Here is a 22817-nt window from a genome sequence, read left to right on the forward strand (position 1 = left end):
CTCCTCAAGAACCAAGAACCATCTTGCCAATGATATTTTTCTGCACTTCGGTGGTGCCGCCATAGATGGTGGTCTTGCGCATGTCGAAGTACGTCGATACGGCAGGCGCCGCCCAGTCCGGGCCGCTCACCGGCTGGGTCGCGCCAGGCTCCAGCCACTGCGGGGAATAAGGCCAGGCGTTGGGGCCGGCCACTTCCATTTGCAGCATGGCAATGTCCTGCTGCAGCTCCGAGCCCCGGATCTTGATCATGGAGGCCTCCGGCCCGGGGCCGCGCCCGGCGGCTTGCGCGGCCACGCGCAGCAGCAGCATCTCCAGCGCCATCAAATCCATCTCGACGCGGGCGATCTTGTCGCGCATGCGGACGTCTTCCAGCAGCGGCCGGCCGGCGCCGTCGGTGGTCTGCGCCGCATAGTGCTTGAGCTGTCGCAGCTCACGGTGGCAGTGGCCTATGCCGGCAATGCCGGTGCGCTCATGGCCCAGCAGGTACTTGGCGTAGGTCCAGCCGCGGTTTTCCTCGCCCAGCAGATTGCCCACCGGCACTTCCACGTCCTCGAACCACACTTCGTTGACGTCGTGGCCGCCGTCGAGCGTGTGGATGGGTCGCACCGTCACACCCGGCGTCTTCATGTCGATCAGCAGCATGGAAATGCCTTCCTGCGGCTTGGCTTCGCTGTCGGTGCGCACCAGGCAGAAGATCCAGTCGGCGAAGTGCGCCATGGTGGTCCAGGTCTTCTGGCCGTTGACGATGTAGCTGTCGCCGCGCCGGACCGCGCGCGTCTTGAGCGATGCCAGATCCGAGCCAGAGCCCGGTTCGGAATAGCCTTGGCACCAGAAATCCTCGATGGTCGGAATGCGCGGCAGAAAGCGCTGCTGGTGCTCGGGGCTGCCGTATTTCATCAGCACCGGGCCGATCATGGTGAGCCCGAAAGGCAGCAGGCGTGGCGCGCCCGCATGGAAAGTCTCGATTTCGAAGATCAGGCGCTCCAGCGCATTCCAGCCGGTTCCACCGAACTCCTTGGGCCAGGTGGGCGCGCCCCAGCCTTGCGCATGCAGGATGCGGTGCCAGCGGATGTAGTCTTCCTTCTCCAGGCGCTGGTGGCCGAGTACCTTGGCGCGGATATCGGCAGGCAGCTTGGCCTGCGCGAAGGCGCGAACTTCCTCGCGGAAAGCCTGCTCTGCGCCCGTAAAGTGCAAATCCATGATCTTGTCCCCTGTATGAATGGACGGGCCGGATGAAGCGCAAGCCCGCCACGATGTGTGGGACCCATTTTGGCGGGAAGGCCCGTGTTTGCCGCTTTCTAAATGGCTAAGGCGGGCTTACGCAAACCCAATCGGCAGGCGCCTGCCGCCTCAGCCCTGGGCCGCGAAGCGCTCCAGGATGATGGCCTTGAGCCGCTCGGCCGCGGGCGGCAGGGGATGGTGGCGCGGCCAGATGATGTTCAGGTGCGTGCGCAAGGCCGGATCGTCCAGCGGCACCAGACGCGGCAGTCCCTGCATGCCCAATTGGGAAAAACTGTCCGGCGCAAAGGCCACGCCCAGGCCTTTTTGCACCATCAACAGCATGGGCAGCGTTTCCACGCCCCAGTACACCACGTCGGGCGTGAATCCCGCGTCCTGGCAGGCGCGCAGCAGCATGTCGGAAATGCCAGAACCCAGCAAGGAGCTGTGCAGCAGGAAACGCTCATCGCGCAGCTCGCCGATATGCACCTGGGCGCGGTCATGCAGCCGATGGCCTGGCGGCAGGGCCAGCCGCAAGGGCTCGTCCATGATCACCTGGTTTTCCAGTTCGGGCGCCGTGTACTGGCTGCGGCAGATGATCAGGTCCAGGCTGCGCTCGCGCAGGCGCTGCAGCATGTAGCCCGTCTCGCCTTCATGCACATGGACCGTGATCTTCAAACCGCTGGCCGCGATGTGCTCCATGACGCCGGGCATGATGAACAGGCTCGCCGCCGTGGCGCAGCCTATGTGCACCGTGCCGCGCGAGCCCTGTTCGGCTTCGAGCAACTCGCGGCGCATGGCCTGCAGGCTGGCTTGCAAGGCCTTGGCACGCAGATAGAACAGCTCTCCCGTCGCCGTGGGCACCAGGCGGTGCCCGCTGCGGTCGAACAGGCCCACGCCCAGCTCGTCTTCCAGCTTGCGCAGCAGGATGCTCAGGGGCGGCTGGGTCATGTGCAGCCGCTGTGCAGCCGCGGAAACGCTGCCCTGCTCGTAGACCGCGATAAAACATTTCAACCGGTGCTCATCCATACATTAACTATATATAAACATACTCAATATATATTAGACGATATTGATCTGCATTTCTATACTCCGCCCGGTAGCCTCCTCAAGGAGGCCAATACCTATCCACAGGAGACAAAAATGCAGCACATCCGCCGTCGGGTTCTGGGCCTGGCCATCACCACCTGTCTGACTCCCATGATGGGCCTGAACATGGCCCATGCCGAGGCGGATTGGCCGCGCCGCCCGATCAAGATCGTCGTGCCCTACCCGCCAGGCGGCACCGCGGACATCATGGGCCGCCTGGTGGCCAACAAGCTGAGCAAGGCCTTCCCCAAGGTCAGCGTGGTGGTGGAAAACATCACCGGCGGCGCCACCGTGCCCGGAACCATGGCCGTGCTGCGCGATCCGGCCGACGGCCACACCCTGTTCATGGCCAGCGACAACACGCTCAACATCAACCGCTGGCTGCTCAAGGATGTGCGCTATGACGGCGACCGTGATTTCACGCCGGTCTCGGTCTTCGTGACCTACCCGCACTGGCTGATCGTCAACGGCCAGGGCCCCTACAAGAGCTTTGACGATCTGGTCAAAGCCATTCGGGCCAGGCCCGGCAAGATATCGATCAGCGTGAACACCGTGGGCGGAGCGGCCTACCTGGCGCTGGACAACTGGCGCCGGGAAAACGGCCTGAACTTCGAGATCGTGCCTTACCGCGGCTCGCCACCGGCCGTCGCCGACCTGATCGGCGGCCACATCGATGCGCACCTGGACGTGGTGGGCTCGTCCATGACCCATGCGCGCAGCGGCCGCGTGCTGCCGGTGACCGTGTTGCAGAACGCGCCGCTCAAGGAATTCCCGCAGGCCATCCCGCAAAACGACCGCAACCCCAAGGCCTTGACGGCGCGCGTCAACCTGTCCGTGGTCGTGCGCAGCGGCACGCCGGAACCCATCGTGGACGCGCTCTACGCGGCCTTGAAGACCGGCGTCAAGGACGAGGATTTCGTCAAGACGGTGGACATGATGGGCCTGGGCACGGTGATGTACGAGCCCCGCAAATCCAAGGCCTTCCTGCAGCAGGAAACCCAGCGCTACCGCGTGCTGATCGAGAAGTCCGGCCTGGAAAAGCAATAAGAAAAGAAAGTCACGCCATGAAGTTTGTTGTTGCGCTGATTCGCCACGAAACCAATACCTTTTCGCCCGTCAGTACGCAACTGACCGACTTCCGGCGCGGCACCGGCGGCACCGGCCCGGCCTATGGCGATGCAGCCCGCAAGGCCTGCGAAGGCACGAACAGCGCCGCCGCCGCCTACCTGGACCTGGCCCGCGAGATGGGTGCCGAAGTCGATTTTTCTATCTGCGCCAATGCCGTGCCCAGCGGCCTGGTGACGCGCGCAGCCTTCGAAAGCCTGTGCGACACGGTGGTGCGCAGCGCCAGCCAGGGCTGCGATGCCGTGCTGCTGGATCTGCACGGCGCCATGGTGGTCGACGGCTTTCCCGATGCCGAAGGCGAGCTGCTGCGCCGCATCCGCGCCAGCACGCCCGCCGGCCTGCCGATAGGCGTAGCGCTGGATTTCCACGCCAACTTCAGCGCGGAACTGATACGCCACGCGACGGCGATCGCCGGCTACTGCACCTACCCGCACATCGACATCTACGAGACCGGCGTGCGCGTGGGCCGCAGCATACGCGCGCTGCTGGAACAACGCAGCCAGCCGGTGATGCTGTGGCGCCGCCTGCCCATGCTCACGCACATGCTGCGCCAGACCCCCTCCATGCAGCCCATGAAGGACATCATGGACCGCGCCATGCAGGCCGAGCGCGATGGCGAAGTCTGCAATGCCTCGGTGTTCGGCGGCTTCCCGCTGGCCGACATCGCCTGTGCCGGTCTGTCCGTGGTCATCGTGGCCGAGCGCGACCAGATCGAAGCCGGCAACCGCCTGCTCGATGAGCTGTGCGATCTGGCCTGGGCGCGCCGTGCCGATTTCGTCTTCCCGGCCGAGCCAGTGACGCAATCCGTGGCCTATGCCAAGACGCTGGAGCAAGGCCCGGTGATTCTGGTGGACCATGGCGACAACTGCGGCGCCGGCGGCACCACGGACATCATGGCGGTGCTCGAGGAAGTGCTGCGCCAAGGCCTGGAAGACGTGGTCGCCGGCCCCTTCTGCGACCCCGAAACCGTGGCCACCCTGTTCGCGCAAGGCGTGGACGCCGAAGTGACGGTGGATCTGGGCGGCAAGATCGACATGCCGGCCCTGGGCCTGATCGGCCAGCCGCTGCGCCTGACGGGCGTGGTCGAGCGCCTCACCGATGGCGAATACACCGTCACCGGCCCGATGTTCACCGGCATGCGCCTGAGCCTGGGACGCACGGCCGTGCTGCGCGTGGGCAGCGTGCGCATCTTCATTTCCGAACGGCCGCAGGAGCCCAACGACACCGGCGTCTTCACCCATGCGGGCATAGATCCGACGCAGTCCAAGTACGTGCTGCTCAAGTCGCGCCAGCATTTCCGCGCAGGGTTCGAACCGTTCGCGCGCCACATCGTGCTGATCAGCGGTCCGGGCGTGTGCAGCTCGGACTACGGCCTGTTCCCGTTCCAGCACCTGAGCCGCCCGATCTACCCGCTGGACGACGACGCCAGCCTGGCCCATGCACAAAGCTGGGTTCACAGCGCAGGCTGACGCGCCATAGCGCACTGCGACGGCGGAAAAACAGCCTTGTTCACAGACCGTGACAAGGCATTTCCACCGGCGCCAATCCATATACAAACTGTATATAGACCATATCAAACATATATTAGACGCGCGTCTAAATGCATTCCTATACTGCGGACAGTCGCACCCAACAAGAGGTCGACGCCTATCCATAGGAGACAAAAATGCACCATATCCGCCGTCAGGTTCTGGGCCTGGCCATCACCACCTGTCTGACTCCCATGCTGGGCCTGAACATGGCCCACGCCGAGGCGGATTGGCCGCGTCGACCCATCAAGGTGGTGGTGCCCTACCCGCCAGGCGGCACGGTGGACATCATGGGTCGCCTGGTCGCCAACAAGCTGAGCAAGGCCTTCCCCAAGGTGAGTGTGATCGTGGAAAACATCTCGGGCGGTGCCACCGTGCCCGGGGCCATGGCCGTGCTGCGCGATCCGGCCGACGGCCACACCCTGTTCATGGCCAGCGACGGCACGCTCAACATCAACCGCTGGCTGCTCAAGGATGTGCGCTATGACGGCGACCGTGATTTCACCCCGATCACCGTACTGCATACCTTCCCGCACTGGCTGATCGTCAGCGCCCAGGGGCCTTACAAGAGCTTTGACGATCTGACGCGGGCCATTCGCGCCAAGCCCGGCAAGGTATCGATCAGCGTGAACGTCATCGGCGGATCCGCCTACCTGGCGCTGGACAGCTGGCGCCGGGAAAACGGCCTGAAATTCGAGATCGTTCCCTACCGCGGCTCGCCACCGGCCGTGGCCGACCTGATTGGCGGCCACACGGACGCACACCTGGATGTGGTGGGGTCTTCAATATCCTATGCGCGCGGCGGGCGCGTGCTGCCGGTGACCGTGCTGCAGAACACGGCGCTCAAGGAATTCCCCCAAGCGGTCCCGCAAAACGACAGCAATCCCAAGGCCTTGACCGTACAGGCCAATCTGTCCGTAGTCGTGCGCAGCGGCACGCCGCAAGCCATCGTGGACAAGCTGTATGCCGCCTTGAAGACGGGCACCCAGGATGCGGACTTCATCAAGACCATGGACTTGTTGAGCCTGGACACGGTCATGCTCGAACCCGAGAAGACCAAAACCTTCCTGCAGCAGGAAACCCAGCGCTACCGCGTATTGGTCGAAAAGTCCGGCCTGGAAAAGCAGTGAGAGAAGAACCCGCCATGAAATTTGTAGTCGCGCTGATCCGCCATGAGACCAATACCTTTTCGCCCGTCAGCACGCAGCTGACCGATTTTCGCCGCGGCACCGGCAGCGATGGTCCGGCCTACGGCGACGCGGCCCGCAAGGCCTGCGAAGGCACGAACAGCGCCGTCGCCGCCTACCTGGACCTGGCCCGTGACATGGGCGCCGAAGTCGAGTTTGCGATCTACGCCAATGCCGTGCCCAGCGGGCTGGTGACGCGCGCAGCCTTCGAGAGCCTGTGCGACACGGTGGTGCGCAGCGCCAGCCAGGGCTGCGATGCCGTGCTGCTGGACCTGCACGGCGCCATGGTGGTCGACGGCTTCCCCGATGCCGAAGGCGAGCTGCTGCGCCGCATCCGCGCCAGCACGCCCGCCGGCCTGCCGATAGGCGTGGCCCTGGACTTCCACGCCAACTTCAGCGAGGAACTGATACGCCACGCGACGGTGATCGCCGGCTACTGCACCTACCCGCACATCGACATCTACGAGACCGGCGCACGCGTGGGCCGCAGCATACGCGCGCGGCTGGAAAAGCGCAGCCAGCCGGTGGTGCTGTGGCGACGCCTGCCCATGCTCACGCACATGCTGCGCCAGACCCCTTCCATGCAGCCCATGAAGGACATCATGGACCGCGCCATGCAGGCCGAGCGGGACGGCGAAGTCTGCAATGCCTCGGTGTTCGGCGGCTTCCCGCTGTCCGACATCGCCTATGCCGGTCTTTCGGTGGTCATCGTGGCCGAGCGCGATCAGGTGCAAGCCGGCAACCGCCTGCTCGACGAGCTGTGCCATCTGGCCTGGTCGCGCCGTGCCGATTTCGTCTTCCCGGCCGAGCCGGTGACGCAATCCGTGGCCTATGCCAAGACGCTGGAGCAAGGCCCGGTGATCCTGGTGGACCATGGCGACAACTGCGGCGCCGGCGGCACCACGGACATCATGGCGGTGCTCGAGGAAGTGCTGCGCCAGGGCCTGGAAGACGTGGTCGCCGGCCCCTTCTGCGACCCCGCGACGGTGGCCACCCTGTTCGAGCACGGCGTGGACGCCGAATTGACCGTGGACCTGGGCGGCAAGATCGACATGCCCGCCCTGGGCCTGACCGGCCAGCCGCTGCGCCTGACGGGCGTGGTCGAGCGCCTCACCGATGGCGAATACACCGTCACCGGCCCGATGTTCACCGGCATGCGCCTGAGCCTGGGACGCACGGCCGTGCTGCGCGTGGGCAGCGTGCGCATCTTCATTTCCGAGCGGCCGCAGGAGCCTTTTGACACCGGCGTCTTCACCCATGCGGGCGTGGACCCGGCCCAGTCCAAGTACGTGCTGCTCAAGTCACGCCAGCATTTCCGCGCAGGGTTCGAACCGTTCGCGCGCCACATCGTGCTGATCAGCGGCCCGGGGGTGTGCAGCTCGGACTACGGCCTGTTCCCGTTCCAGCACCTGAGCCGCCCCATCTACCCGCTGGACGCCGACGCCAGCCTGGCCCATGCGCAAAGCTGGATCCACAGCGCGGATTGAGACGGCGCCGACGGTCCCTACTCCAAGGCCTTTTGCCGTCGCATGGTCAGCGCCAGCACGGCAAGGCTGACCACGGCGCCCAGACCGCCGAGCACGGGGAAGACAGGCACCCCGAACCAGCGCACATCCCAGGCCAGCAGCGTGGGGCCCATGCCCAGAATGAAGGCACCGGCCACCACCGCCAGCGCCATGCGCGTGGCGGCGCGCTCCACGGCCAGCGAGACGCGCTGCAAATGGCGTATGTTCATGTCCACGCCCACGCGGCCTTGCTTCAGGCGGTACATCAACAGGCGCAATGTCTTGGGTGCATCCGCGGCCATTTCGTACAGCTGGACCATGGCCGCGCGCTGTTCGCGCAGCAGCCGCTCCGGGGCGTAGCGCGCCCTGATCTGCGCCTCGACCATGGGCTGTGCGATGCGCACCACGTCGAACTCCGGGTCCAGTTGCAGCAGCACGCGATCGGCGGTGATCAAGGCCTTGAAAAGCAAGGCCATGTCGGCCGGCATGGCCACCTGGGCCTCGCGTGCCAGGCCCATGAATTCCATCATCGAAGCGCCGAGCGACAGCGGCTTGTCATTGCGCTTGGCGACATAGCGCTCCACGGCCGACTCCAGCAAGGCAATGTCCGCCTGGGCATCGCCCGTCCATTCGAGCAGCACCATGACCAGGCCGTTGGCATCACTCTCGACCATGGCACGCAACAGCACCAGGAACTGGTCGCGCCGCCGCTCGGAAAGATGGCCGACCAGACCGAAGTCGATGAAGCCCACGCGATTGTCCGACATGGCCAGCAGATTGCCGGGATGGGGGTCGGCATGGAACAAACCGTCACGCAGCACCATCTGCAAGAACGCCTGGGCGCCGCGCCGGGCCAGCAGCGGGCCGTCCAGTTCCGGGTGCAGCGGCACCTGGTGAGCGGGCACGCCAGCCAACAAGTCCTGCACCAGCAGCTCGGGACCGCTGAGCTCCCAGACGATACGTGCGATGACGATGTCGGGCTGCTGGGCAAAGGCATCGGCCACCAGATCGTTGTGCTGCCCTTCTATGGTGAAGTCCAGTTCGTCGCGCAATGCCTCGCTGACTTGCTGGGCCATTTCCACGGGGCGGTAGCGTTCGAGCTGCGCAAAGTTCTCCTGCGCCATCAGGGCGACATGCTTGAGCAGGCGGACATCGGCCTCCAGGCCTGCGCGAATCCCGGGGCGCTGCACTTTGACGACGACCTCGCGCGGCGTGCCATCGTCGCGCAGCACGCTGGCGCGATAGACCTGGGCGATGGAGGCCGCCGCCAGCGGTTCCTTGTCAAAGTGGCTGAAAGCCTGTTCGATCGGCATACCCAGCTGGGCTTCGATATGCGCCTGCATCACGTCCCATGGCAGGGCGGCTGCCTGCTGGTGCAGTTGCTCCAGCGCCTGCGTCCATTCAGCGGGCAGCAGGTCGGAGCGGGTGGCCAGGATCTGGCCGAGTTTGACGAAGGTCGGCCCCAGGGCTTCGATGGCCATGCGTACGCGCTCGGGCCGGCTGGCCTGGGTCTGTGCGTCGCCGTCCTCGCCGGCCGTGCGCCACGGTGCCCAGCGCGACAGCCCCAGCACCTGGACCACGTCGGCCAGGCCGAACTTGAGCAATATCCCTACGATTTCCTGCAGACGGGCGCGATCACGCACCGCCACGATGCCGGTGTACAGCATGGCCATGGACTCTCCTTGAGGCAGCTAATGGGCAGCGAACAGGCAGCAGCGCCACTCAGCCGCGCATGACCTCGATGCTGTACAGCCCCCAGGGGCACAGCGCGAATCGCTCCTTGAGCGGCTTGTCCTTGAACGCGGCCAGCGTATCAGCCTCATAGACGGCCCACTGCGGGCCCAGGCCGCCCAGCGCAAGCGGTGCACCGTCCATCTCGGTGGCCACGATCATGCGATAGCGGCGCGCATCCGCCAGGCTCAGCGGCACGACATAGCCATCCACCGCCCTGAGCCCGAGCATGACCTCACTGGCAGGCGGCACGCCCGCCAACTCCAGCACGCTGGTCAACAGCGGGCCGGAAAGCGCATGCAGCTTGGCGTCGTATTCGAGCGTGGTGCGGATGTGCACGACCGGCAGGCCGCGCAAGGCTTCGGCGTTGAGCACATAGCCCTTGTCGAACTGGACGCCATGCTTGACCAGCAACTGATCGAGCGCCGGATCGACGGGCCCCCGGTTGGACTTGCCGATCAGCCCGCTGACCGTGAGCAGACCGGGGCTCTTGCGTGTCGGCTGCGCCGGCGCGGCCTGGACCACAGGCAGCATTCCGCCAAGTGCCGCAGCACCCAAAAAGTGTCGTTTGTGCATCCGGCCATTGTGGCGCAGCAGGCCGGCCGGCGTCCAGTCAGCCAGGGCCTACCACAGCGGTCGGCGCTTGAGCATGGCCTGGAATTTCTCATGCACGACGATGCCGGTGTTCAGCCGCATCCAGGGACTGACCCCGCCGGGATTCACGCTGAAGATGCGCCCGGGCGCCACGGTGATCTGCTCCGCGGTGAGGTACTCCGACAGCGCCAGGGAGTCGTCGAGTCCGTCAAACCGCACCCACATGTACAGGCTCTCCTGGGGATCGCAGAAAAAATGGGCGCCGGCATCCGCCAGCAGTCTGCGCGACTGCGCGGTGGCCTGTGCCACATGCGACTTCAGCGCACTGATGTGCTTGGCATAGGTGCGCTCGCGCAGGATGGTGTCCACCGTGCGCTCCGCATATTCCGAGCTGCTGACATGCACGATGGACTTGAGGTCGGCCAGTTCGGACGCCATGTCCGAGCTGCAGGCGATGAAGCCCACGCGCAAGGCCGCGGACAGCGACTTGGAAAACGTGCCGATGTAGATCGTGCGCTGCAGCTGGTCCAGCGCCGACAGCCGCGTCTGCTCATGCGGCTTGAGGTCGGCCAGCGGGTCCATTTCCACCAGCAGCAGATTGTATTTTTCGGCCAGCGCCAGCAAGCGCCTGGCCTTGTCCGCGCTGATGTCCGAGCCCGTGGGATTGTGGCCGATCGACTGCACGAAGAACAGCCGCGGGCGCTTGCGGATCAGCACCTGCTCGAGCACCTCCAGGTCCGGGCCGTCGGCCAGCCGGGGAATGCCGGCAATCTCCGCCCCATGCACCTTGAGCTTGCCGAACAGGAAGTAATAGCCCGGGTCGTCGACCAGCACCGTCGCACCGGGTGGAATCATGTAGCGCAGCACCAGGTCCATGGCCTGGTTCGCGCCATGGGTCAGCAGGATTTGCCGGGGGTCGGTTTCAATGCCCAGGCCGCCGAGCTTGCGCACCAGTTGCTGGCGCAGCGGCAGGTAGCCGTAGCGGTTGCCATAACTGAAAAGCGCCCCCAGCCCGCCCCGCGCCACCTTATGGTGCACACGGTCCAGCCGCGCTCCGGCGAGCCATTCGGCAGGCGGCATGCCATCCGCCGCGCGAATGGCCTGGGGATCGTCCTTGAGCTGCTCGCGGATCAGCCAGACGATGTCCTTGGCACGCCCCAGCCCATGCTCTGGCGTGTCCATGTCGGCCGGCGCGGCGATGTCCTTGACATAAAAGCCCGCGCCGCGCCGCGGCTCCACCAGCCCCCGCGCCACCAGCAGCTCGAACGCGGCCACCACCGTGTTCTTGCCATAGGCGCGCTCACGCGTGATTTCGCGCAGCGACGGCAGCTTCTCCCCCACTTTGTACGCGCCCTGGCGGATTTCCCTCTCCAGGGAATCCGCCAGGATCTTGAAACCTGCAAGCAATGTGGCCATGGAATCTGTTCTCGCTAACTGTACCTGCTTCAAAGGGTACAGCACCCCTAAAGTAGCGGGCAAGACAAGGCCCCCATTTTCGGGAAGACCCTGACCTCCACCTTCTGCACTGCCCGCCAAGGAACCCCATGACCCGCGACTCCCGCCTGCCCTCCATGCGCTCGATGACACCTCTGGAGCGCCTGCGCCACATCTCCGAAGCCGCCGGCCTTTCGGCCGAAGACCAGCAACTCCTGACCCAGCCGGGCGCCCTGCCCCTGGACGTGGCCGACGGGATGATTGAAAACGTCGTCGGCACTTTCGAGCTGCCGCTGGGCGTCGCCAGCAACTTCCTGATCAACGGCAAGAACCTGCTGGTGCCCATGGTGGTCGAGGAGCCTTCGGTGGTGGCCGCGGCCTCCTTCATGGCCAAGCTGGCCCGCGACAGCGGTGGCTTTTTCACCTCGTCGACGCTGCCGCTGATGCGCGCCCAGATCCAGATCGTGGGCATGAGCGACCCGCATGGCGCACGCCAGGTCGTGCTGGAGCACAAGGCCGAAATCATCGCCCGCGCCAATGCCAAGGACACGGTGCTGATCGGCATGGGCGGCGGCTGCAAGGATGTCGAAGTCCATGTGTTCGACAGCACGCCCCGGGGCCCCATGGTGGTGGCGCACCTGATCGTCGATGTGCGCGATGCCATGGGCGCCAACACCGTCAACAGCATGGCCGAAGCGGTGTCGCCCTATATCGAGCAGATCACGGGCGCCACGGTGCGCCTGCGCATTCTCTCCAACCTGGCCGACCTGCGACTGGCGCGCGCGCGCGTGACGCTGTCGCCGGAAATCCTGACCACGGCGGAGTACACCGGCCACGAAGTCATAGAAGGCGTGCTCGATGCCTACACTTTCGCCCAGATCGACCCCTACCGCGCCGCCACGCACAACAAGGGCATCATGAACGGCATCGACCCGGTGATCGTGGCCACGGGCAATGACTGGCGTGCGGTGGAAGCCGGCGCCCATGCCTGGGCCGCGCGGTCGGGGCGCTACACCTCGCTCACCCGTTGGGAAAAGAACCAGCAAGGCCATCTGGTCGGCAGCATCGAGCTGCCCATGCCCGTCGGCCTGGTGGGCGGCGCCACCAAGACCCATCCGCTGGCACGCTGGGCGCTGCGCCTGATGCAGGTGCAAAGCGCGCAGGAGCTGGGAGAAATCGCCGCCGCCGTGGGACTGGCGCAAAACCTGGCGGCCCTGCGCGCCCTGTCCACCGAAGGCATTCAGCGCGGCCACATGGCCTTGCATGCGCGCAACATCGCCTTGCTCGCGGGCGCGACCGGTGGCGCGATCCAGCGCATCGCCGCGCTGATGGCCCAGGAGAAGAATGTCAGCGTCGACCGGGCCAAGGCCTTGCTGGCGACCAACGCATAAGACTTGCGACGGGCCGGGCCAGGCCTGGCCCGGCCCGGCCGGCGTCAGCCGCGCTTTTTCAGCGCGCGCAGGTCCAGCATGCCCGGCGCCTGGCGCGGGTCGGCACCGCGCGCGAAGATTGCATGCTTCTGGATCTTCTGCGTGCCGGTGGTGGGAATCTGCGGCGTGAACCAGATCCAGCCCGGCGCCTTGTAATAGGCCATGGCTTGGTGGCAATGCTGGAAGATGGCCTGCGCCAGCGCCGATGGATCGCCGCTGTCAGGCACACCAGCCTTGAGCACGATGCAGGCCAGCACCTCTTCCTCGCGCACTTCATCGGCCACCGCCATGACGGCGGCCTGCTCCACCCAGGGATGGGTCAGCAGCATGGCTTCGACTTCGGCGGCGGCAATGTTTTCACCCGAGCGCCGGATGATGTTCTTGCGCCGGTCGACGAAATGGAACATGCCGCTGTCATCGCGCACCACCATGTCGCCGGTATGAAACCAGCCGCCGCACCAGGCGCTTTCGGTGGCCGCGGCATCGTCCAGGTATTCGCTGAAGAAATCCTTGCGCGGCGTCTCTTCGGAGTGCCGAATGACCAGCTCGCCCGGCGTGCCGTCGGGCACTTCCTGGTCCAGATCGTCGACGGCCCTGGCCTGCACGCCCTCCACGGCCCGCCCGAAAGCCCGGCTGCCGACCTGGCGCGGCGCATGGCAATCCACCATGGCGCGCACCATCTCGGTCATGCCCCACAACTCCAGCAGCGGAAAGCCAAAGCGCTCCTCGAAGGCCGCATGCAGCTGCGGCTCGACCCCGGCGCCAAAGCCGAAGCGCACGCAGTGGTCGCGGTCCTCGGCCGTCGGCGGCTGCAACTGCAGCAGCTGGATCACCACCCCCAGATAGTGAACGATGGTCGCGCGGGTCTGGCGCACTTCCTGCCACCAGCGCGAGGGCTGGAAACGGTCGGTCTGCACCTGGCAACCGCCGGTGAGCAGCATGCAGTAGAACGACAGGATGGACGCATTCACATGGAACAGCGGCAGCGGGTTGTAAAGCCTCTCGGCCCCTTCACGGATGCTGGCCAGGCCGCCGCGCGTGGCATAGGCATGGCCCGCGGCCACTTCGTAGTGGTGTGACAGCACGCAGCCCTTGGGCCGGCCCGTGGTGCCCGACGTGTAGAGAATGCTGGCGGGCGTGTCCGGCCCCACCTGCCCGCTTTGCGCGGGGCGCGCCGCGGCGGGCAGGCCCTGCCCCCACTGCTCCCAGACCACGACCTGCGGGCGATGCCGGCTTTCGCCCAGCGCGGCCTCGGTCGCATCGACATGGCTGGCGAGCACCAGCAGCAAGTCCAGCCGGGCATGGTCTATCAGATAGGCGAACTCACCCGTGCGGTAGTCGGGGTTGACGGGCACGCAGCACACGCCCAGCGCATTCAGCGCCAGCTTGTGCAGCATGTGCTCGGGCCGGCTCTCGAGCAGCAGGCCCACGCGGTGCCCCAGGCCATAACCGGCCTGCTGGTAGTCGCGCATCAGCTGCCGCACCTGGGCGGCCGCATCGGCGTAGCTGATCTCGTAGCCTTGCGGATGGTAGTTGCGCGCCGGATTGACCGGAACGGCCATCAGGCTGTTGTCGGCGTAGCGTTGCGCGGCTTGGAAAAACACCTCGCCAATGGTGCTGGCGTCATGGATGGCAATCACAGGCAGTCCTTGTACCTTGTATTCAATGGCTGCCGAGGTATGCGGCGCGGATCTTGGGGTCGGCACGCAGCTCCCGGCCTGCGCCCTGCATGGTGATGCGCCCGGTTTCCAGCACATAGGCGCGGTCCGCCACCGCCAGCGCCTGGTTGGCCATCTGCTCGACCAGCAAGATCGTGACCTCTTTTTGCTGCAGGCCGCGGATGATGGCGAAGATCTCCTTGACGATCAGCGGCGCCAGCCCCAGCGAAGGCTCGTCGAGCAGCAGCAGCTTGGGCTTGGCCATCAGCGCGCGGGCGATGGCCAGCATCTGCTGCTCGCCGCCCGACATGGTTCCCGCCATCTGGTCCTGGCGCTCGCGCAGGCGGGGAAAGGCGTCGAACTGGGCCTCGATGTCCTCGTCCAGCGCCTGGCGGCTGACCTTGCGGTGGTAGGCACCAAGCATCAGGTTGTCGCGCACGGTCTGGTCGGCAAACACCTGGCGGCCTTCGGGCGACTGCGCAATGCCCAAAGGCACGCGCAAATGGCCTGGCAGGCGCGTGATGTCCTGTCCTTCAAACAGGATGCTGCCGGTGGCCGCCGGCTCCAACCCGGACAGGGCTTTCATCAAGGTGCTTTTCCCCGCGCCGTTGCCACCAATCATGGTGACCACTTCACCGGCATGCACTTCCAGGCTGATGCCGCGCAAGGCCTGCACCGCGCCATAGTTCACCTGCAGGTCGTTGACTTTGAGCAAGGCTTTCTCAGACATGGCTTTCTCCCAGGCCCAGGGGGGCACGCACCGGCGCGGGATGCGGCGGCGACAGGTCCTCCTCCTCCTCGTCCGTTCCCAGATAGGCGGCAATCACGCGCGGGTTGCTCTGCACCGCCGTCGGCAGCCCTTCGGCAATTTTTTCACCGTAATCGAGCACGATCACGTGATCGGAAATAGCCATGACCAGGTCCATATGGTGTTCGATCAGCAAGATGGTGATGCCCAGGTTGCGGATGCTGCGGATCACATCCACCAGCTCCGCCGTTTCCTGGGGGTTGAGACCTGCGGCCGGCTCATCGAGCAGCAGCAGTTGGGGGCGCGTCGCCAGCGCGCGCGCCAGCTCCACGCGGCGCTGCACGCCATACGGCAGGCTGCCGGCGAGCGCCTGGGCGTGGGCCTGCAAGCCCAGGAACTGCAGAATCTGCAAGGACTCGGTCGTGGCCTTGACTTCATCCCTGGCCGCCGTGGGCAGGCCCAGCAGGTAGGCCCAGAAGCCGGCGCGAATATGCTGGTGCAGGCCCAGCTTCACGTTGTCTATCACCGACATGTCGGCAAACAGCTTCAGGTTCTGGAAGGTGCGGCCCAGGCCCATATTGCAGATCTGGTGGACAGGCCGGCCCACGATGCTGGTGCCGCGGAACTCGATGCTGCCCTTGCTCGGCGGAACGATGCCCGACAGGATGTTCAGCAGCGTGGTCTTGCCCGCGCCGTTGGGGCCGATCAGCGAATGCACATGGCCGGTCTGGATCTCGATGTCCAGATTGTTGGTCGGCACCACGCCGCCATAGGCCTTGTACAGACCTTGCGTGCGCAGCAGCACCTGGCCGCCGGGCTGGCCGTCGCGCGGCGCCCATGCCATGGGCGGCAGATCGGAGCGCTCAGGCATGGCCTTTTGCGCGCCACGGCGGCGGAAAATCCCGGACAGCGCCCCCGACAGTCCGTTGGGCATTGCATACAGCGCGAACAGCAGCAGCGCGCCGTAAGTGAAATGCTGCACACCGGGCCAGCGCGCCAGGAATGCATCCAGCAGCGTCAGCACCACGGCGCCCAGCAAGGGGCCGTACACGGAGCGTCCGCCGAACAGCACGATCAGCAAGAAGAACACCGACAGGTTGAAGGTGATGAAGTCGGAGTTGATGTACTGGTTCTGCTGGGTGATCAGCGCGCCGGCAAAACCGCAGGTGACGGCGCTGATGACAAAGGCCAGCACCTTGTACCTGTAGACGCTCACACCCACGCTCTCGGCCGCCACTTCGGCGGTGTTCACGGCCATGAAGGCCCGGCCGAACTTGCCGCGCAGCAAGGAGCGCAGCATCAAATGCGTGGCCAGCCCCAGCAGCAGTACCAGCCACACCCATTGCCGCGCATCCAGCATCTCGCCGTTGAACGTCAGCGGCAGCACGCCGTAAATGCCCTGCTGGCCGGCAAACACATCCTGCCATTCGGAGACCACTTTCTCCACCACCACGCCAAAGCCTATGGTCACCATGGCCAGCGCCGGTCCCTTGACGCGCAGCGCCGGCAAGGCGATCACAACGCCGAACACGCCGGCCATCACGCCGGCGGCGGCGAAGGCCAGCCAGGGGTTCCAGCCGAGCTTGGCGGTGAGCAGCGCCGTCGTGTAGGCACCGACCGCAAACAGACCGGCGTGGCCCAGCGACTTCTGCCCCGCATAGCCCACCAGCACGTTCAGCCCCGAGGCCGCCAGGTAGTTCACGCCGATGAGAAACAGAACCTTGAGATAAAAACCGTTGTCGGTGAGGACAGGAATCAGGCCCACCAGGGCCCCGAACACAATGACGCCCAAAAGGTGCTTGTACTGGCTCATCAGACTTTCTCCACGACACGCTGACCCAGCAAGCCTTCGGGCTTGAGCACCAGAACAAAAATGATCAGCAGGAAGATGCTGATTTCGCGCAGCTCCGCATGCCACAGGCCCACCATGGCCTCGATCAGCCCCAGCAGAAAGCCGCCCAGCATGCAGCCCCGGGGATTGCTCAAGCCACCGACGATGGCCGATGAAAACGCCTTGAGCGCCAGGGTCAGCCCCATGAACACGGAAGCCGTGGTGATGGGCGCGATCAGCAGACCGGCGACGCCGGCCAGGCTGGCACTGACCACGAAGGCCAGCACCACGATGGCGGTCACATTGATGCCCATCAGCGTCGCCGCCGAGCTGCTCTGGGCCACGGCGTGCACGGCCTTGCCCAGGCGGGTCTTGCGCATCACGGTGTCCAGGCACAGCATCAGGCTGACGCTGACGCACAGCACCAGGATTTCCTGCGGCAGCACACCGGCCCCGCCAATGCGCAGCACCTCGCTGCCCAGCGGGGAAGGCATGACCATGGGCGAAGGCCCCCAGATGGCCAACGCAATGTTCTGGATGATGATGCCGAAACCGATGGTGCTCATCACCCAGGCCAGGCCGCCTTGGCCGATGAACGGACGAATGGCGGCGTAGTACACAACAATGCCCAGCAGGCCCATGATCACGACCGTGGCCAGCAGGCTCAGGCCATAACGCGCCAGCGTCACTTCCGCTTCCTGCAGGCTGCCCTTGAAGTCGTGGCCCGACAGCAGCAGCAAGGCCGAGACGCCGATGAAGGCGCCAGCGACCAGGAATTCGCCCTGGCCGAAATTGAAGGTTTTGGTGGTGTTGTGGGTGATGTTGAAACCCAAGGCCACCAGGGCATAAATACTGCCCAATGCCAGGCCGCTGAACACGGCCTGAAGAATACTGACTCCCATACGTGCAACTCCCATCGCTCGCCATACATGCCAAATGCTGGCGGACTGCCTGTGCAGTCCGCCAGCGGCTCCCATCACGAGAGGGATTTACTTCTTGAAGTCAGCCACTTGGAAGCCCTTGGTCACGGAGTCTTCGTACTTCACCACGGTGTCGCCTTTCCAGCGGGCCAGGTAGAAGTCGTTGACATTGAGACCTTCGTGCATGGTCTTGGTGAACGGCTGGTCATAGGTCTTGATCACGCCCTGAACGCCTTTGATGTTTTCCAGCGCTGCCGCCACCTTGGGGCCGTCCGTGCTGTTGGCCTGCTTCATGGCGGCCGCCAGCAGCATCACCGAGTCATAGCTTTGCGCCGCGCAGGGGAAGGTGGTCAGCGTGGGAAAGTTCTTGCGCACGCGCTCGCCCAGCGCCTTGGTCTTGGCGTTGGTGTCTTCCGTGGTGGACGCCGCCATGATCAGGTGCTCGGACAGCTTGGGGCCCGTCATCTTGGGGAACAGCGAGCTCAGATTGCCCCAGGCACCCAGGGTGGTGGGCAGGTAGTTGATCTTCTCCATGCTGCGCAGCACCTGGGCCGTGCCGTCGGCCAGGCCGTAGACGATCACCGTATCCGCGCCGGCCGCCTTGATCTTGGACAGCTGCGAAGTGATGTCCGTGTCCTTGGGGCCGAACTTTTCCACGGCCACGGGCTTGATGCCATGCAGCTCCAGAATCGCCGTCGCATCCTTGGTGCCGCCCTGGCCGTAGCCGGTGGAATCGGCGAGAACGGCAATCTTCTTGCCCTGGGAATGCTTGACCGCATAGGCGGCCAGCAGCGCGGACTGCTCGCGGTCCACCATGGAAATGCGGAACAGGTAGTTCTGCGCTTCGTTCGCATAGCGGGTGGTGATCTCCGAGCCCGTGGCAATCGGCACCAGCACCGGAATCTTCTTTTGCTGGGGCAGATGCAACCAGGCCAGCGCATTGCCGGAGTTGGCCGGTCCGACCACGGCCGAGACTTTCTCGTTGTCGATCAGCTCGGTCATGTTCTGGATGGACTTGGGCGGCGTGCCCAGGTCGTCGCGAATGACGCCCACCACCTTGCGGCCCATGATGCCGCCCGCCTTGTTGATGTCCTCGATGGCCGCCTCGAAGCCCCAGCGTCCCGAAATCCCCAGCTCGGCCACGCCACTGCCCGACATGTCGGCGTTGTAGCCGATCTTGATGTCCTGCGCGTAGGCCGTGCCCGATACGATGGCGGCGGCAATCGCCGTTTTGGCAAATCCTTTGAACCAGTTCATGCTTGTCTCCTATTGACGACTTTTGTCAGATCACTGCCTCCCGCGCCTGGGCGTCGGATAAGGCAGTCCCCTTGGTGTCAGGTCAATATAGACAAACTGTATCCATCCCGACAGGTACAGTTGCGCGATACAGTCCCCGGCGGTGCAAAGCGGGCCTACGCCGCCGCGTTCAGCGGACGGCCTTGGGCCTCGCGTGCCGCGATGAAGGCCGCAAAGGCCTCGGCACTGGTCTTGCTCGGGACATAACCCCATTGCTTGAGCGAGGTGTTGAGCAGGACCGGGCGATAGCGCAAGAAGTCCAGTTGCTCGGGACCATAGCGGCTGACTCCCAAGCGGCTGCCCAGCCACAGGGCCGAGCGCAGCAGACCCGCGGGCAGGTTCAGCGTGCGTTTGCCCAGACGCTGGGCGATTTCGTGGATCGTCAGCGCGCCATCACCCGCCAGGTTGTAGCAGCCCGGTGTCGCGCCATCGAGGGCATGCAGCAAGGCCCCGGTCACATCCTGGTCCCAGATGAAGACGAACGGGCTTGCGCTGCCGCGAATCGCGAGAAGACGCGGCTTCTCGAACAAGGCCGTGATCTGGTTGTCCACCCGCTCGCCCAGAATGGTGCCGATGCGCAGCACGGTTTGCGCCAGCTGCGGAGATTGCACGCGCCACTGGGCCAGCATCTCCTCCACCTGGCGCTTGTGGTCGGAGTAGGCAAAGGCCTCGTTGCCGCGCAGCGCGTGGTGCTCCTGCAGCCAGGCCGGGTTGTCCGCATGGTAGCCATAGGCTGCGCCGCTGGAGGACACCACCACATGCCCGACCCCTTGCGCGACGCACGCGGTCAGCACGTTGCGCGAACCGTTGACGTCCACATCGAACTCCAGCGCGCGGTTGGAATCCTTGCCCGGAGTGACGATGGATGCCAGATGCACCACCGTATCGATCCCGTGCGCGCGCAGCTCACTGCCCAAGGACGGATCACGCACATCCATCTGTGCGTAGTGCACGCCGGCCACACGCTGCTGCGCAGGCACTTCGCGCCTGTCCAGGGCCACCACATGCGTGTCCGGGCGCTGCGCCAAGGCCTGCACGACACTGCGCCCCAGGAAGCCGTCCGCGCCGGTGATCAGGATGCGCCGCGCCCTGGGCGTTGCTGTGGCGTCGGTCGCGTTTTTCATCCCGGCGCTCATGCCGTCTGCCCCGCCAGGATAGGCCCGCCCTTGGGGGCCTTGCGCCCCCACAACGAGGCCAGCGCCAAGCCGGCAATGATGTCCCAGAACCCCCAGACGCCAGCCACCACGGCCATGCCGCCCAGCCCGCCAAAAAAGCTGAAGATCAGCACCAGGCCCAAGCCCGCGTTGCGCACGCCGACTTCCATGGTGACGGCACGGCGTTCGTAGTCCTCCAGCCCCGTCAGGCGCGCACAAAGATAGCCGGTGGCAAAGGCCACGGCATCATGCAGGGCCACCGCCAGCAGCACCAGGCCCGCGTAGTCGACGAAGAACTGCCAGTTGCCCGCAATCGCGCCGACGATGAAGCCCAGCAATGCCAGAAAGCTCAGGATGCCCGCCGGTTTCTTGATGCGCCGCGTGAACCCCGGAAACTGGTGCGAGCACCACAGCCCCAGCAGCAAGGGAATGCCGATGATGGCGATGATGTGCCCCACCATTTCCAGTGGATCCAGCGCAATGCTCTTGAACAGCACGGATGCCGTGGGGTGCAGCGCCCCCCAGAAAGCAAAATTCAGCGGCATCACCACCACGGACAGGACGTTGGAGATGGCCGTCATCGACACCGACAAGGCCACGTTGCCACGCGCCTTGTGGGTGAGGATGTTGGAGATATTGCCCGGAGGGCAGCACGCGACCAGAATCATGCCCAGCGCAATACTGGGCCCCACGCCCAGCAGCAAGCTGAGCGCAAACGTCACGGCGGGCAAGACCACGAACTGCGCAACAATGCCGACCGCCATGGCCCATGGCATGCGCGTCACCCGGCGAAAATCCTCGATCTTGGTGTCGAGCGCAATGCCAAACATCAAGAAGGCCAGCACCACATTGAGCAGCACGAGCGAGGCGGGGTTGAAGTTCAGCCGAATTTCATCGATAGGCAGCATGGGGGTCTCCGTCTGTTTTCATGTCCTGGCCAAGCATCAAGCCAATGCCGCGCAAGCTTCACGCACCGCGGTGCGGTAGGTGTCCTTGTGCACGTAATACGCCATGCGCTCCAGCTGCAGATAACGATAGCCTCCCGTCAGGTCAGGCGAAGGCCCGGCAATGGCCGCCTGCATGCGCCGTGCCGCAGGGGTCTTTCCTTCCAGCCCCTTGAAATAACGCGCCACCAGCTCGGCCTGCTCATAGCGCCCCTGCCAGCCGATGCCGCTGGCCTCTATCATTCCCAGCACCGCCAGCCGGTGATAGCGCGGAGCAAAGATATTCATGTACAGCTGCGGGGCCATGCCCTTCCAGTTCAGATGCGCGCGGTCCATGAACGGGTAGTGCAGCGTATAGCCGGTGGCGGCCAGCACCATGTCGTAGTCCTGGCTCTTGCCATCCTTGAAGTGCACCGTGCGGCCCTCGAAATGCGCAACATCGGCCTTCACATGGATATCGCCATGGCCCAGGTGGTGCAGGATGAGCGAGTTCACGATGGGGTGGGATTCGTACATCTTGTACGTGGGCTTGGGAAAGCCGAAGCGCGTCGGATCACCCGTGAACCATTGGAGTACGGTGCTGTCCACTTTCTGCTTGAGCCAGCGCGGCAGCGGGCGTTTGCCGCCCAAGGTATCCGCGGGTTTGCCAAACACATACTTGGGCACGAAGTAGTAGCCCCGGCGCACGGAAATATCCACGCTCCGGGCGTAATGCACGGCATCCACGGCAATGTCGCAACCCGAGTTTCCAGCCCCCACGATCAGCACCCGCTTGCCCTTGAATTGCTCGGCATTCTTGTACTGACTGGTATGCAGCAGCTCACCGGAAAACCGCCCCTGGAATGAAGGCATGCTGGGCTCGGCCAGCGTGCCGTTGGCAATCACCACGCCCTTGTACTCGGCGACTTCCTGCGCCCCCTTGCTGTCGCGCAGGGTCACGCGCCACGGTGTATCCGGATCGTCAGGCCGCACCGGCGCCACGCTTTCCACACGCACGCCAAAGCGAAAGTGGCGGCGCAGATCGAAGTGGTCGGCAAACGCACGGAAATAGCGGCACAGCTCACGGTGGCTGGGGTAGTCCGCCACGTCATCGGCCATGGGAAACTCCGCGAACTCCGTGGTGCGCTTGCTGGAAATCAGGTGCGCGGACTCGTACACGGTGGAGCGCGGATTCTCGATATTCCATAGACCGCCGACATCGCTATAGGCTTCCAGCCCCTGGAAGGCAAGGCCCATTCTTTGCAGATTCCGTGCCCCGGCCAGACCCGATGGCCCCGCGCCTATCAAGGCAATCATGTCCTCGGTGGACTGACACCCGCTTTCGGGCCCGAACGCGGGTCTGGGCTCGACCTGAACCGCGGCGGCGGTCGGCGCCGGGGTGGTGTGGCTGTCATTGCGCATGGTGATGGTCTCCGTCATTGTT

At 65.0% G+C, this 22817-nt stretch carries 18 protein-coding genes; 5 read left to right on the forward strand and 13 right to left on the reverse strand.

All coding sequences use genetic code 11. From position 1 onward, the window contains the following. Nucleotides 1-4: 4 nt before the first annotated feature. The gene (locus N0K08_RS02995; RefSeq protein WP_261498524.1) at nt 5-1201 is read right to left on the reverse strand and encodes an acyl-CoA dehydrogenase family protein; all 1197 of its coding nucleotides are present in this window, start codon (nt 1199-1201) and stop codon (nt 5-7) included. Nucleotides 1202-1351: 150 nt separating this feature from the next. Next, nucleotides 1352-2233 carry a LysR family transcriptional regulator gene (locus N0K08_RS03000; RefSeq protein WP_261498525.1) on the reverse strand — a complete coding sequence of 294 codons (882 nt, stop codon included), beginning with the start codon at nt 2231-2233 and terminating at the stop codon, nt 1352-1354. Between the two features lie 129 nt (nt 2234-2362). Here N0K08_RS03000 and N0K08_RS03005 point away from each other — a divergent pair, with 129 nt between their 5' ends. The 4 genes from N0K08_RS03005 (at nt 2363) to N0K08_RS03020 (ending at nt 7636) form a co-directional block, all read left to right on the forward strand. Then, nucleotides 2363-3355: a Bug family tripartite tricarboxylate transporter substrate binding protein gene (locus N0K08_RS03005; RefSeq protein ID WP_261498526.1), complete on the forward strand. Its 993-nt coding sequence runs from the start codon at nt 2363-2365 to the stop codon at nt 3353-3355. Between the two features lie 17 nt (nt 3356-3372). Next, nucleotides 3373-4902 carry a M81 family metallopeptidase gene (locus N0K08_RS03010; protein ID WP_261498527.1) on the forward strand — a complete coding sequence of 510 codons (1530 nt, stop codon included), beginning with the start codon at nt 3373-3375 and terminating at the stop codon, nt 4900-4902. A gap of 197 nt (nt 4903-5099) precedes the next feature. Next, entirely contained in the window at nt 5100-6092 is a 993-nt protein-coding gene (locus N0K08_RS03015; protein ID WP_261498528.1) for a Bug family tripartite tricarboxylate transporter substrate binding protein, read from the forward strand. Nucleotides 6093-6106: 14 nt separating this feature from the next. Next, the gene (locus N0K08_RS03020) at nt 6107-7636 is read left to right on the forward strand and encodes a M81 family metallopeptidase (RefSeq protein WP_261498529.1); all 1530 of its coding nucleotides are present in this window, start codon (nt 6107-6109) and stop codon (nt 7634-7636) included. A 17-nt stretch (nt 7637-7653) separates the two neighbouring features. On the opposite strand, the gene N0K08_RS03025 is transcribed toward N0K08_RS03020, so the two are convergent. The 3 genes from N0K08_RS03025 to N0K08_RS03035 all read right to left on the reverse strand — a co-directional run bounded on the left by N0K08_RS03025 (nt 7654) and on the right by N0K08_RS03035 (nt 11395). After that, a complete protein-coding gene (locus N0K08_RS03025) occupies nt 7654-9327 on the reverse strand; it encodes an ABC1 kinase family protein (RefSeq protein WP_261498530.1) in 1674 nt (557 codons plus the stop codon). A gap of 49 nt (nt 9328-9376) precedes the next feature. Next, complete coding sequence (locus N0K08_RS03030; protein ID WP_261498531.1) at nt 9377-9919, reverse strand: molybdopterin-dependent oxidoreductase; 543 nt, start codon at nt 9917-9919, stop codon at nt 9377-9379. Between the two features lie 90 nt (nt 9920-10009). Continuing rightward, on the reverse strand, nt 10010-11395 hold the full coding sequence (locus tag N0K08_RS03035) for an aminotransferase-like domain-containing protein (RefSeq protein WP_261498532.1): 1386 nt from the start codon (nt 11393-11395) through the stop codon (nt 10010-10012). 128 nt (nt 11396-11523) lie between these two features. Here N0K08_RS03035 and N0K08_RS03040 point away from each other — a divergent pair, with 128 nt between their 5' ends. Continuing rightward, on the forward strand, nt 11524-12804 hold the full coding sequence (locus N0K08_RS03040; protein ID WP_261498533.1) for a hydroxymethylglutaryl-CoA reductase, degradative: 1281 nt from the start codon (nt 11524-11526) through the stop codon (nt 12802-12804). 44 nt (nt 12805-12848) lie between these two features. Here N0K08_RS03040 and N0K08_RS03045 read toward each other — a convergent pair whose 3' ends face one another. The 8 genes from N0K08_RS03045 to N0K08_RS03080 form a co-directional block, all read right to left on the reverse strand. Further along, nucleotides 12849-14483 (reverse strand): AMP-binding protein, encoded by a 1635-nt coding sequence (locus tag N0K08_RS03045; RefSeq protein WP_261498534.1) that lies wholly within the window; start codon nt 14481-14483, stop codon nt 12849-12851. A 22-nt stretch (nt 14484-14505) separates the two neighbouring features. After that, nucleotides 14506-15231 carry an ABC transporter ATP-binding protein gene (locus tag N0K08_RS03050; RefSeq protein ID WP_261498535.1) on the reverse strand — a complete coding sequence of 242 codons (726 nt, stop codon included), beginning with the start codon at nt 15229-15231 and terminating at the stop codon, nt 14506-14508. After that, complete coding sequence (locus N0K08_RS03055) at nt 15224-17062, reverse strand: branched-chain amino acid ABC transporter ATP-binding protein/permease (protein ID WP_408642895.1); 1839 nt, start codon at nt 17060-17062, stop codon at nt 15224-15226. Before N0K08_RS03055 ends, N0K08_RS03050 begins: the two co-directional genes overlap by 8 nt. After that, nucleotides 17062-17982, reverse strand: coding sequence for a branched-chain amino acid ABC transporter permease (locus N0K08_RS03060; protein ID WP_261498536.1), 921 nt, complete (start codon nt 17980-17982; stop codon nt 17062-17064). The genes N0K08_RS03055 and N0K08_RS03060 overlap by 1 nt, the downstream gene beginning before the upstream one ends. A gap of 87 nt (nt 17983-18069) precedes the next feature. Further along, nucleotides 18070-19257, reverse strand: coding sequence for an ABC transporter substrate-binding protein (locus tag N0K08_RS03065; RefSeq protein WP_261498537.1), 1188 nt, complete (start codon nt 19255-19257; stop codon nt 18070-18072). Between the two features lie 155 nt (nt 19258-19412). Further along, nucleotides 19413-20420: an SDR family oxidoreductase gene (locus N0K08_RS03070; protein ID WP_261498538.1), complete on the reverse strand. Its 1008-nt coding sequence runs from the start codon at nt 20418-20420 to the stop codon at nt 19413-19415. Nucleotides 20421-20428: 8 nt separating this feature from the next. Next, nucleotides 20429-21358 carry a bile acid:sodium symporter family protein gene (locus tag N0K08_RS03075; RefSeq protein WP_261498539.1) on the reverse strand — a complete coding sequence of 310 codons (930 nt, stop codon included), beginning with the start codon at nt 21356-21358 and terminating at the stop codon, nt 20429-20431. A 36-nt stretch (nt 21359-21394) separates the two neighbouring features. Further along, nucleotides 21395-22813 carry a flavin-containing monooxygenase gene (locus tag N0K08_RS03080; RefSeq protein WP_261498540.1) on the reverse strand — a complete coding sequence of 473 codons (1419 nt, stop codon included), beginning with the start codon at nt 22811-22813 and terminating at the stop codon, nt 21395-21397. Nucleotides 22814-22817 lie beyond the last annotated feature (4 nt).

The sequence above is a fragment of the Acidovorax bellezanensis genome (assembly GCF_025421555.1).
Taxonomy (GTDB): Bacteria; Pseudomonadota; Gammaproteobacteria; order Burkholderiales; family Burkholderiaceae_C; genus Comamonas; species Comamonas bellezanensis.